This is a genomic window from Chryseobacterium sp. GW821-FHT04C04 (genome assembly GCF_059420365.1).
Genome location: NZ_JBWKTO010000001.1, coordinates 105,617 through 117,892 on the forward strand (window position 1 = coordinate 105,617; position 12,276 = coordinate 117,892).

11 protein-coding genes are annotated in these 12,276 nt (G+C 37.0%); 8 read left to right on the forward strand and 3 right to left on the reverse strand.

Features of this window, described 5'->3' with window-relative positions:
* Positions 1 to 16 precede the first annotated feature (16 nt).
* From AC07UM_RS00510 to AC07UM_RS00520, 3 genes are all read right to left on the reverse strand, one after another.
* Complete coding sequence (locus AC07UM_RS00510; protein WP_494682963.1) at positions 17 to 712, reverse strand: DUF3307 domain-containing protein; 696 nt, start codon at positions 710 to 712, stop codon at positions 17 to 19.
* Positions 713 to 714: 2 nt separating this feature from the next.
* Positions 715 to 1,320 carry a SatD family protein gene (locus AC07UM_RS00515; RefSeq protein WP_494682962.1) on the reverse strand — a complete coding sequence of 202 codons (606 nt, stop codon included), beginning with the start codon at positions 1,318 to 1,320 and terminating at the stop codon, positions 715 to 717.
* A 460-nt stretch (positions 1,321 to 1,780) separates the two neighbouring features.
* Positions 1,781 to 3,700 carry an endonuclease gene (locus AC07UM_RS00520; RefSeq protein ID WP_494682961.1) on the reverse strand — a complete coding sequence of 640 codons (1,920 nt, stop codon included), beginning with the start codon at positions 3,698 to 3,700 and terminating at the stop codon, positions 1,781 to 1,783.
* A gap of 194 nt (positions 3,701 to 3,894) precedes the next feature.
* On the opposite strand from AC07UM_RS00520, the gene AC07UM_RS00525 reads away from it, so the two are divergent.
* From AC07UM_RS00525 to AC07UM_RS00560, 8 genes are all read left to right on the forward strand, one after another.
* Positions 3,895 to 5,034 carry an acyl-CoA dehydrogenase family protein gene (locus AC07UM_RS00525; RefSeq protein WP_494682960.1) on the forward strand — a complete coding sequence of 380 codons (1,140 nt, stop codon included), beginning with the start codon at positions 3,895 to 3,897 and terminating at the stop codon, positions 5,032 to 5,034.
* Positions 5,035 to 5,055: 21 nt separating this feature from the next.
* Complete coding sequence (locus AC07UM_RS00530) at positions 5,056 to 5,553, forward strand: DinB family protein (RefSeq protein ID WP_494682959.1); 498 nt, start codon at positions 5,056 to 5,058, stop codon at positions 5,551 to 5,553.
* A gap of 203 nt (positions 5,554 to 5,756) precedes the next feature.
* Entirely contained in the window at positions 5,757 to 8,687 is a 2,931-nt protein-coding gene (locus AC07UM_RS00535) for a reprolysin-like metallopeptidase (protein ID WP_494682958.1), read from the forward strand.
* A gap of 476 nt (positions 8,688 to 9,163) precedes the next feature.
* Positions 9,164 to 9,877 (forward strand): hypothetical protein, encoded by a 714-nt coding sequence (locus AC07UM_RS00540; protein WP_494682957.1) that lies wholly within the window; start codon positions 9,164 to 9,166, stop codon positions 9,875 to 9,877.
* A 10-nt stretch (positions 9,878 to 9,887) separates the two neighbouring features.
* Entirely contained in the window at positions 9,888 to 10,298 is a 411-nt protein-coding gene (locus AC07UM_RS00545; RefSeq protein WP_494682956.1) for a hypothetical protein, read from the forward strand.
* 120 nt (positions 10,299 to 10,418) lie between these two features.
* Positions 10,419 to 11,156: an energy transducer TonB gene (locus AC07UM_RS00550; protein WP_494682955.1), complete on the forward strand. Its 738-nt coding sequence runs from the start codon at positions 10,419 to 10,421 to the stop codon at positions 11,154 to 11,156.
* 84 nt (positions 11,157 to 11,240) lie between these two features.
* Complete coding sequence (locus tag AC07UM_RS00555) at positions 11,241 to 11,708, forward strand: pyrophosphohydrolase domain-containing protein (RefSeq protein WP_494682954.1); 468 nt, start codon at positions 11,241 to 11,243, stop codon at positions 11,706 to 11,708.
* Positions 11,709 to 11,710: 2 nt separating this feature from the next.
* A complete protein-coding gene (locus tag AC07UM_RS00560) occupies positions 11,711 to 12,274 on the forward strand; it encodes a TlpA family protein disulfide reductase (RefSeq protein ID WP_494682953.1) in 564 nt (187 codons plus the stop codon).
* Positions 12,275 to 12,276: the final 2 nt, after the last annotated feature.

Here is a 12,276-nt window from a genome sequence, read left to right on the forward strand (position 1 = left end):
AGTTAGATTTATTGATTTATTTTATTATTATTCCTGTTAAGACAGCCAGCCCAAAACTCAGCAGTGTACCAATTAATACATATTCTGTAAGTTTTCTCTGTTTTGCCTGTGCAAGGTCGCTGAATCTGAAAACAGATTTGGCAGCTACCATGAAACCCACGCCTTCCCAGTGATTCACCATGATAAAAGTGAAAACCAGCAGACGTTCTAAAATTCCGATATATTTTCCGGCACTTGATAAAGATTCGGTTTGAATAGTGTTGGGGCCATCCGGAGCAGGGGTCCAGGATGACAATAATATTTTGATAAAAATGGAAGCAGGTGTTGTCAGAAACAACGCAGCCATGATGAGCTTTAAAAATTCCTGATTTTGTAAAAAGCTGAAGCTGAATTCCTGAAAATAAAAAGAAACTCCTGCAATGACCAGAACATGCAGCACCTGATCAATGAAAAACCATACTTTTTTATTTTTTATATTCTGAAAGCTAAGCTTTGCGGCATCTATCATAAAATGAGTAATCCCCACTAAAACAGCCACCCACCAAAGCTGCAGATCCCAAAGGAAAATAAGGCTTAAAGCGATGTGAATCAGAACATGAAAGTATAAAAATTTGCTTTTTAGTTTATAGTTTTCCTTATCTGCAACCCATGAATTTGGCTGAAGTATAAAATCTCCGAGTAGATGTGCCAATATGAGTTTGATAAAGATCATGCCTATAGTTCTGAGATTTTCTTTCTGAAATACTGGTTGGTTTCCACGATGAGCTCATAGTTGGCTCGCTTCAGTCTCTGGCTTACAGAAGACTGTGAAATAGCAAATCTCTTGGCAAGATCTTCCTGTGTAATATCCTGGTTCATGATCATTTCATGAATAATCTCTGACGTAGCCATCGTCCAGTTATCAAAATCTTTGGACGACCATTTCAACAGAATATTAAGATCTCTGTCAACCGCGTCACTGGATGTTTTGATAGCCACGGTGTGGCCGTCATTTTTAAGGTCATTCAAAAGTCTCCCGGAATTGACATACGCGGTACCATTAGATTCAGTGATCTTCTCAGAAGAAAAATTTTCCTCACCAATACCTATGGCCATTCTTACATCTAAATTTTCCTGACTTTTAATAAGAGATTTTATGGCTAGAAAACGCCAGAAAACGTCATCAATATTGCATTTGAACTGAAACTCATCTCCCCTGTAGATTTCCCATGTGAGAGGAGCGCTCCCCCATTTTTCGAGAAGATGTTTTAGTCTGGTAATCCAAACTTCAGTATCCGCATGCTGTGAATTTATAATATCACCGGTAATGACCGCTATCATACTGCAAATATAAGCATAATTACTTATATATAAAAAATATAAGCAGAAACACTTATAGATATTGATTATTAGTGAATCTGCTTATATCGATTATGTAGTAAACATAAGGTTTTTAAGGCTTTATATAAAAATTGCAAAATTATATAAAAACAAAAAACGGAGAAACTTTTTAAAATTACATTTCCTTTAACTCTACTTTTTTCATTTTTTTAGTGAGAAGCCATTCCTGCTATCCGCTCATACTCCTCGCTCATTGCTATCCCAACCCCTTAACCCTCCAACCCTACACCATGCTCCGGGGTAACCGCTTCTATCAGGGCTAAACCCGTCATCGCGGGCAAAGCGAAGCAATTTCATCAATTTCCTTTACCCATTATAAAAAATAAACCTCACAGGTTTTTAAAACCTGTGAGGTTTGGCTTGTCACAAAAATGATTATTATTTAAATACTGACAATCTTTTATTTTTTGATAAACTGATGGGCATTCTCATCAAGTTTTAAGAAATAGATTCCTGTTGGAATTCCCTGTACAGAAATATTTTTCTTATTTCTGAACGGATCTTTCTCTGTATAAATCACTTTTCCGGAAAGATCTATAATTTGGGCTGTTTTTATTTTTTCCGTTTCTCCTTTTACATAAAGGTTATCATAAACCGGGTTTGGATAGATTGTAAATTCATTATGAGAAGCAATCAATTCTGAAGCAGACAAGGTACCACCCAGATTTTGACAATAATTAGAAGGATAAGAATCCCACTCACTGATATTAAAGGTATCCGCGGGCTTATTGATTGTACTTTTTCTATACAAAGACACATTACCGTTATTGTTCGTTGTATATTTTACCCCAATAGCATCTACCGTAACCGTCTTATTATAAGCAAGCTCTACGTAGTTGCCTCCGGTAAACGTCAAAGGATCAGAAGCTGTCACAAACCTTGCCTGATCATTGGTATAACATGATAAGGTTGCTTTTGGATTCAAAATAACAAAAGTTTCATTATTCCCTACTTTACCCTCCAGTTCATACGTATCCCCACTGTAGATGGCTCCTGAACTGTTATTTTTAAACTGGATATTTATCCTGTAATTATTCAGATTAACTTCATGACCCGTCTTATTAACGATTTCCAGCGCGTTATTCTTAATGGTATTGTTGCTGTTATTGGTTCCTGATATATACTTTGTAATCATAAGATCCGGAGCATAAGAATCCAAAGCAATCGTAGAAGCTGTAACCGTATTACTGAACGGAGACTCCAGGTATCCTTTATCAAAAGCTTTTACAGTAAAAGTATAAGTGGTTGACGGGCTCAGGTGATCGATACTTACAGAAGTTCCCTTTGTAACCGCAACAGGCGCTGCCGAACCATTCATATACACTCTGTATCCCAGCACGTCGGTATCGGGAGAAGCAGTCCAGTTTAAATTCACAAAATAAGCATTCTGCTGTGTTGAAACCAGTGATCCTGGAGCTGCCGGAGCAACACTGTCCGGCGTTTCAGACCAAATTATATTAATCCATTCAGGATGATCAATAAATGGGTTTCTGTTTTTTTGTATGGTATATATAGCATTGTTCCTATCAATTTCTCTTTGCGAAACAGGGTCTGCATTGCTCCATTGCTTGAGCATAGCAATATAAGGAAGATCAACGGCTCTTTCTTCTGTTCCGTCAAGCGGACATTGGTCTGTAGCTGGTGTTATGTTTGCAGATGTGCTATAAGCCGTATTAAACGAACCTAACTTCCCTTCATATCTCACTGCAAAGTATAATAAAGTCCTTGCAATATCACCTTTAAATTCATTAATAGGTTCGTAAACTCTTCCGGTATAAGGGTAATTGGGAATTGCAGCATTAGACATCCTCGAAGTATTGCTGAAAATATAATGATTCGTACTGTTTCCTATTCCATAAGGATAGTTATTCCTTAACTGATTAATCCTTGCATCAGCCGGAATAATAAAATTCAGATCAGAATACATTGGATAATCACTGATTGACGAACTTGTACTGAACGTACTTTGCGGCATCATATGCTCTCTGTTATACCCTAGTCCTTCTGCACCTGCAGTACTTATTAACTGATCTAATGTATACTCATAAGCATCCGGCCCAGAAGGGATTTCAGAATAGATATCCAGCAGATACTGGGTATTGGAAGCATCATGATCATAATATTTGTCAAGATCAGTCTGGCCATATAACAATTTAAGATCGTCATAATGCCAATTGACCATTTTTTCCGAAATAATATCGTGAAGTTTCGATTTCAGGGCATACCCCGTCAATCCGGCTGTTCCGTTATAATATCCGGCAGGAGCCTGCGCAGAAAAATAAGAGGAAATTAAAATGATAGGAAGTAGAATTTTTTTCATGCCTTAAAAATTGGGGGACTAAAATAGTGAAATAAAAAACGCAAAATGCAGAATATTTTATTACGAAAGTATTAATTTTTAAAATATAAAAAATTGAAAATTAATAGAATTGCCCTCTCAATATTATGAATGAAATAATTTTTTTTAGCATTCCGCCAATTTGGTTATCTTTGGGAACTAACTATTATTATCATATGAATACAGAGACTATTGACAACATCAAAATGATAGCGGAGACGGCTAGAGAATTTGCGGAAAAGAATATCAGACCGAACATTATGGAATGGGATGAAAGCCAAACATTTCCTAAAGATCTGTTCCACCAATTAGGTGAAATGGGTTTCATGGGGATCGTAGTTCCTGAACAATATGGAGGTTCCGGCTTAGGATATCATGAATATGTTACTATTCTGGACGAAATTTCTCAGGTTGACCCCTCTATTGGTCTTTCTGTAGCAGCACACAACTCACTTTGTACCAATCATATTTATGAATTCGGAAATGAAGAGCAGAGACACAAATGGCTTCCTCAGCTAGCTTCCGGAAAAGTAATCGGAGCTTGGGGGCTTACAGAGCACAACACAGGTTCGGACTCAGGAGGAATGTCTACTACAGCTGTAAAGGATGGTGATGAGTGGATCATTAATGGAGCTAAAAACTTTATTACTCACGCTATTTCAGGAGATATTGCCGTAGTAATGACAAGAACAGGAGAAATAGGAGCTAAGAATAACTCTACCGCTTTTGTTTTAGAAAAAGGAATGCCTGGCTTTACTTCCGGGAAAAAAGAAAATAAATTAGGAATGCGTGCTTCTGAAACAGCAGAACTGATTTTCGATAATGTACGTGTACCAGACTCTCACCGTTTAGGAGAAGTAGGAGAAGGTTTCAAGCAGGCAATGAAAGTATTGGACGGTGGTAGAATTTCTATCGCTGCACTAAGTTTGGGTACTGCAAGAGGAGCTTATCAAGCGGCTTTGAAATATGCAAAAGAAAGACACCAATTTGGAAAGCCAATTTCAGATTTCCAGGCAGTCAACTTTATGCTGGCAGATATGGCAACAGAAATTGATGCTGCAGAACTTCTTATTCAAAGAGCTTCTACATTGAAAAACGCTAAACAAAAAATGACAAAAGAAGGAGCTATGGCAAAACTATATGCTTCTGAAGCTTGTGTGAGAATTTCCAACAATGCAGTTCAGATTTTCGGAGGATACGGTTACACAAAAGACTTCCCTGTTGAAAAATTCTACAGAGATTCTAAACTTTGCACCATCGGTGAAGGTACTTCTGAAATCCAGAGACTGGTAATTGGAAGAGATATCACAAGATAACTTACTTTTAAATAAATACAAATGATTAAACAGGCACTTTTAGGTGAGTTTCTGCACGAAGCTAAAAACACCAGAAAAATTTTACAGGCAATCCCTGACAGTGCACTAGACTGGAAACCCTCTGAAAAGAACTGGACAACCGGTCAGCTGGCTTCTCATATTGCTGAAGTATACAATTGGTACGAACCCACTTTCAATCAGGATACTTTTGATATGGGTGCGTATAAGTATAACAAAGGAGATATTTCTAAAGCTGAAAATATCTTAGCAAAATTTGAAGAAAATGTTGCCAATGCACAGAAAGTTCTTGAGAACTCTGACGAAAACACTTATTTTAATGAGTGGAAAATGGAAATGAATGGGAATGTACTTTTCCCTCCGTCTCCGAAGATTCAGGTGATAAGAGGCTTTCTTTATAATCATTTGTACCATCACAGAGGAGAGCTGGTTGTTTATTTAAGATCAACCGGCAATAAAGTTCCCGGGCTTTACGGTCCTACTGCTGATGATAAAATGTAATTGAAAATATTATATTGAATAATTAAGAATGACATATGCTGCGGTGTATGTCATTTTTCTTTTAAAGAAAGGCCTTTTCAATTATACTTAATGCATCGCATAATACATTAGACGGAAAGTCTAAAATTTTCTTAAAAAATTTAGTTTTCTATAATATATTTTTTATTAGCTTTGATATTCCACAATCAAATTTAATATTTAATATGAAAAAACAATTAACGCTGATTGGAATGCTCCTTATTTCGGGTATTTCTTTCGCACAGACTGACCGTCTTTGGTCCGAAGGTTCCAGAAAGGCTTCATCAGAGATTTTTGAAAACAAATCCAGCATCAGCAATCCAAAGGTGTACAACCTGAACATCAACGGATTGAAAAATGTTCTGGCAAAGGCTCCCAAAAGACTTGCAGCAGGCGAAAAATCAGAACTCATCATCTCTTTTCCCAATTCTGAAGGCAGAATGGAAAATTTTAAAGTGAGGGAGAATTCCAATTTTGCCCCTGAATTGGCAGCAAAATATCCGGATATCAAATCCTACGTAGGAGAAGGTCTGGATGATCCTAACGCTACAGTCTACTTCAGTGTTTCTCCACTCGGACTGTCATCGATGGAAATTTATGGTGATAAATCAGCAGTATTCATCGAACCTTACACTAAAGATCTTTCCACTTATGTAGTGTACAGAAAATCTGACAAAAAAGACGATCTTAACAAGTTTGAGTGTACCGTAGTAGATGCTGCACAGAAAGGAGTTTCCAGCTCTGCTCTTGCTGCAAGACCTAATGCTGACGATGCCAAACTGAGAACATTCAGACTGGCTCTATCGTGTACAGGAGAATACACCACTTATTTTGGAGGTACAAAAGCTCAGGCTCTGGCCGCAATGAATACGACAATGACTCGTGTAAACGGTGTTTTTGAAAAAGATTTTGCTGCAAGAATGGTTCTGATCGCCAACAATGATGCCGTGATTTACACCAATGCATCTACAGACCCATATTCCGCAGCTTCAGGAATGAGCAGCTGGAATTCTCAATTACAAAGTACTCTAACTTCTGTAATTGGTGAAGCCAACTACGACATCGGACACTTGTTCGGAGCTTCAGGAGGTGGAGGAAATGCAGGCTGTATCGGCTGTATCTGTACAAACGGATCCAAAGGAAGCGGATACACATCTCCGGCAGATGCTATTCCTTCAGGAGATAATTTTGACATCGACTACGTGGCTCACGAAATGGGACACCAGTTCGGAGGAAACCACACCTTCTCTATGAACAATGAAGGAACAGGGGTCAATATGGAACCGGGATCAGGATCAACAATCATGGGGTATGCAGGAATTACCAGCCAGGATATCCAACCGCATTCTGATGCATTTTTCCATGCGATAAGCATTCAGCAGATCACCAATAATATTAAAGCTAAAACCTGCTCTGTCAATACCAATACAGGAAATTCTATTCCAACAGCTAATGCAGGCTTAGACTATACAATCCCAAAAGGAACTCCATTTGTACTAACGGGTACAGGAACGGATGCTGACGGAGATTCTTTAACCTACATCTGGGAGCAGATGGACAATGCTTCTTCTTCTCAAACAGGAGCAAGCTCTGCAGCCAGCGCAACAAAAGCTTCAGGACCTAACTTCAGATCATGGGTTCCAACAACATCTCCAGCAAGATATTTTCCAAGAATGGCTTCTGTATTAACAGGCGCAACCACTACAGCGGGTTCTGAAATCACTGTGGAAGCTCTTTCTTCAGTGGCCAGAACATTAAACTTCAGATTTACCGTTCGTGACAACAAAGCCGGAGGTTCAGGAAATAATTCTGATGATGCTTTAATCACAGTAAACGCAACCGCAGGTCCGTTTGCTATAACTTCACAGAATTCAGCAACAACCTATGCAGGAGGAAGCTCTCAAACGATTACATGGAGTGTAGCAGGAACTACAGCAAATGGTGTCAATGCAGCCAATGTAGATATTCTTTGGTCTACAGATAACGGAAATACATGGACTACTCTATTAGCAGGAACTCCAAACGATGGTTCGCAGGCTGTTACCATTCCAAATTCTACTACAACGACAGGAAGAATCATGGTAAAAGGATCCAATCACATTTTCTTTGATGTAAACAATGCCAACATCTCTGTGAATGCCGGTTCCGGAACTCCTGATACCGTTGCTCCTACAGCTCCTACCCTTGCTGCTTCAGGAACAACTGCTACGACCACTAACCTTTCATGGTCAGGGGCAACAGATAATGTAGGAGTTACAGGATATGATGTCTATCAGGGAGCTTCATTAATAGGATCTTCAGCTTCTACAACGTATACCGTAACAGGACTTACTCCTGCAACAACGTATTCTTTCTCTGTTAAAGCAAAAGATGCGGCAGGAAATGCTTCCGTTTCCAGTAATACAGTAAATGTTACCACTCTTTCAGGAGGAACAGTTTCTTATTGCTCTTCTTCAGCATCTAATACAGCGGATGAAAGAATCGGAAATGTAACATTCGGATCGATTAATAACACTTCTACAGGAACAGCAGGTTATGAAAATTTCACTTCAGTTTCTACCAACGTAACAAGAGGAAGTGCTTACACCATTTCTATCACTCCGGTTTGGACTTCTACAAAATACAGCGAAGCATATGCTGTTTACATTGATTATAACGGAGACGGAGACTTTACGGACAGCGGAGAATTAGCATGGACAAAAGCAGGATCTACAACCAGCCCGGTTACAGGATCTATTACAATTCCAGCTACAGCTACTGTGGGATCTACAAGAATGAGAGTGATGATGAAGTACAGCTCAATACCTACTTCATCATGTGAAGCTTTCACTTATGGCCAGGTTGAAGATTATACCCTTAATATCGTTTCTTCAGGAAAAGGAGATCTTCAGAACACAAAAGATCTGATCACAGATATTAAGCTTTATCCAAACCCGGTTAGAGATCTACTTTATATTTCCAATACAACTTCGGAAGACTACAAGATTTTCGATATGGGTGGAAAACTAATTGACTCAGGAAAACTACAGAGAGGCTCAGTAAATGTAAGTAATCTTATCAAAGGTGCTTATATGCTTCAAATTGGAGAATCATCCAAGAGGTTTATTAAAAATTAAGAACCTTACAATTAAACGATGTGAAAAACTGCCCTTTAGGGGGCAGTTTTATTTTTTTATAGTGTAAAATATTATACATAATACATTTATTAATGCAATTAATTCCATAATAATATTTTATTTAAAATAAAATTACTAATATTTGAGTTTTTTGATTTAAATTTATTGCATAACAATATTTTGTTGTGCCGTTTACCCAGATTGTATTTAAGGAAGCTCCAGGCCCTATTTTGACGTCTGATGCTGTTGCTTCTTTTGATCCTATTCTGAGATGAATTGATATTTCAACAGTTTATTGTCAGAAAAGTGTATTATTCAACCCAATTTCAGTTCTGAAATTTTCTTTTACAGGCTGGAAAATAGCAATACTATTTCATACTACTATTTCACTTAAGATTTTTGTAAAGAAAATGATGTTTCAAAAAGGCAGACTCCTTTAATACCTTAACAATTTTAAATAATTTAAAATTTTATATATGAAACATTTATTTAAGTACATTTTTTTTTTAGCGATTACCTCGCTATCGGTTGCCTGTAATTCGGACAGGGATGATGAAGTTGAAACAAATCCGGAAGTTACCACCGTATTCTACAAAAATGCTGATGAACTGGCAGCAACCTACGATAACAATAATACCGTAAGCCAAACCATTAGAAATCAAGCCTACGACCTTTACAAACAAGGTAAATGGAGTGAATTGGAATCTCTATTTAAAGCCAATAATTTAAATGGTGGATGGCCTCCTGCCAACGGCGGATACAATATTGTGGATGAAGTATCTTTACAGGTTGGACAAAAATTTGACCGTTATAGTGGTGCTGTCGGAAGCTATAATGGAACGGGAGTTCCTACTTTAGGAGGGAGCTTTACAAGTCCTATCATCAATGGATATACCTACACGTTTACCCAAAGAGCTTTAAATCAGGCGGAAGACAAATACGACTTCTATTATGAGATTGATGTACTGAACAACTCCATGCAGTTCAAAACTCAGACAGCAGATATTATTCCTTGGTTTAGCCAAGCTGGAAAAGGAAAGCAGACCATGTGGAAAATTCCGATTGATATTAACACAGGTTATCAGAAAACATGGAATAAACTGGCAGAAGAAGGTTACATAAAAGTGACCATTAAGAAAAGTCCAAGCGGAAAATATCCTAACTTAGTGGGCACAGTTATTCAGCCATAAATTAACTCAGATGTATTCAATATCAAAAAAAATAAGCATTATTAAAAAAGCTTCTGTTGCAAAAAGTACTTTCATGAATGATGAAGCTCTTCCTTCTGCAATCACCACTTTTACCTGCTGCAGCTGTGGTCATGAAAATACCGTAGAAATAAAACCCTACGAATCAGGATTCGCAATACTTCAGCTATACAACGAAGATCAGGTTTTATCCAAAAGTGAATTGTTAAAGCACGGAATCGTCAGCGAAACTTCTCAAAGAATGATGTATTTCGGAGAATTGACAGTCAATGATCAGCCAACTTTATATTTTGGTACCGATTGTTCATCCTGTCACTCACACTACATTGGTGTATTTAGTTATGGGGAAAAACAACCAGGATTAACGATTCTAAGTATCTCTGGCTTATGGAAGTATGAATAATTGAAATCATTTATACCGAATACAGAAAAGTCCACAACCTGAAAGTTGTGGACTTTTTCTTAATTTAGCAAACAAACTAATCGTATTCAAAGTATTTTTAACCGTGGAAACACTTCTAAAATGAAAAAAACAACCTTATTTCTCCTTATTCTACTCTCTGAATCAGCATTTTCACAAAAAACACTCGCAAAATATCCTGATGGCCAGTTTCCTTATAAAGGAGGGCCCATTCAAATGTCTTCAGAAATGCAGGACTATTTTTTGAAAAGCGGCACAAAACCCTGTGATAAAAACGAAATATATTATGTAACCTTGAAAATAGATGAAAATGGCAAACCTTCTTTGATAAAGAAAAAAAGTGATGAAAGTGCTATAGAAAGAAACAAATGCGCCTTCAATCTTGCTGTCAAATCCCTGGGGAGTTTAAAGAACTGGCAGCCTGCAGAAGAACAGGGAGAAAAAGTTAACGCTTATTTTGATTTTCCTTTTTTACCAGAAGATTTTTTTGAAAATTATAAATCTGATTATGATATTTCAAAAATATATCAGCCTGCTGAACTACCTGGTGGATTGGGAGAACTAAGAAAAGAAATCCACAAAAAACTGGAAGACAATATAGATCCGGAATCCTACAACCCAAAAGGGAAATTTATTATATCCTTCATCATAGATACAGATGGCAATATTTCTAATGTAGATGTCGAACCTAAGGTAGAAAATAGTGAAAAGTTTTTTGAGGATATAAAATCTATAATGAAAAGAATCAAAGTAAAATGGAATCCTGGAAAAATTAAAGGAATACCGATACGATCAAAATTCCGAATGCCTTTTAATTTTAAATCATCAGAAAGAGACTGAGATTCCTGACAGTTTGTTCTTTTTACGCTCTACATTTCACATTTTACAAATCCTTTTCTATCTTTGTGGGAAATAAAAAAATTCATGGATAAAATTGATAGTTTGAATCAAGTAGCAGAATTCCATACTACTTTCAAAGCCCCTATTTTAGATACTCCACAAATTCCTTCTCCGGAAAGATGCAATCTGAGAGTAGAACTTTTACAAGAAGAATTAAATGAACTGAAGCAGGCCATTGCAGATAATGATATTGTAGAAATTGCGGATGCATTATGTGATCTTCAATACGTTTTGAGTGGTGCTGTACTGGAATTCGGACTTGGCAGCAAATTTGTAGAGCTATTCAACGAAGTTCAGCGTTCCAATATGTCGAAGGCATGTGATAATGAAGAGCAGGCAAAGGAAACTGTTGAATTCTATAAAGAAAAGGAAGTAGAATCTTTTTATGAAAAGTCTGGAGAAAAATTTAATGTTTACAGACAGGTAGATCATAAAGTATTAAAAAACAAATACTACTCTCCTGCTGATTTAAAATCAATTATCGAAAAATAAATATGAAGAAATTTATTACCAATATTGTTGCCTTTTCAAGCTTATTTTTAGCCGCTCAGCAGTTGAGCGCTCAAAAAGTAGTGATGAATCGTGAGGTTGAAACCCAGAAAGATGGCAAAATGCTTTTAGGAAATCAATTGAAAGAGCAATTTTTAAAAGCTCCTTATGCAGATTGGTATGTAAAAGAACATGACGAATATGTTCTTGACCAAAAGGCAGTCAGTGAATTGAAAAAAGAGAAGATTGGCACTTATGACATGATTGTTTTTATGGGAACATGGTGTGAGGACAGCCACAGAGATTTTCCAAGACTGATGAAAATATTGGAAGCGGTAAATTATCCGGAAAATAAATTAAACATTATTGCTGTAAACCGTAAGAAGGAATCTCCTACCGGGGATGAAAGCCTCTATAATCTTCAGAAAGTTCCTACTATTATCCTGAAAAGATATGGAAAAGAAATTGGGAGAATTATAGAAATGCCTACTACAGGATATATTGAAAGAGATCTAGTTCAGATTCTGAAAAAAAATGATTCATCTGTTATCAAAGAAATTTTTAAATAGAT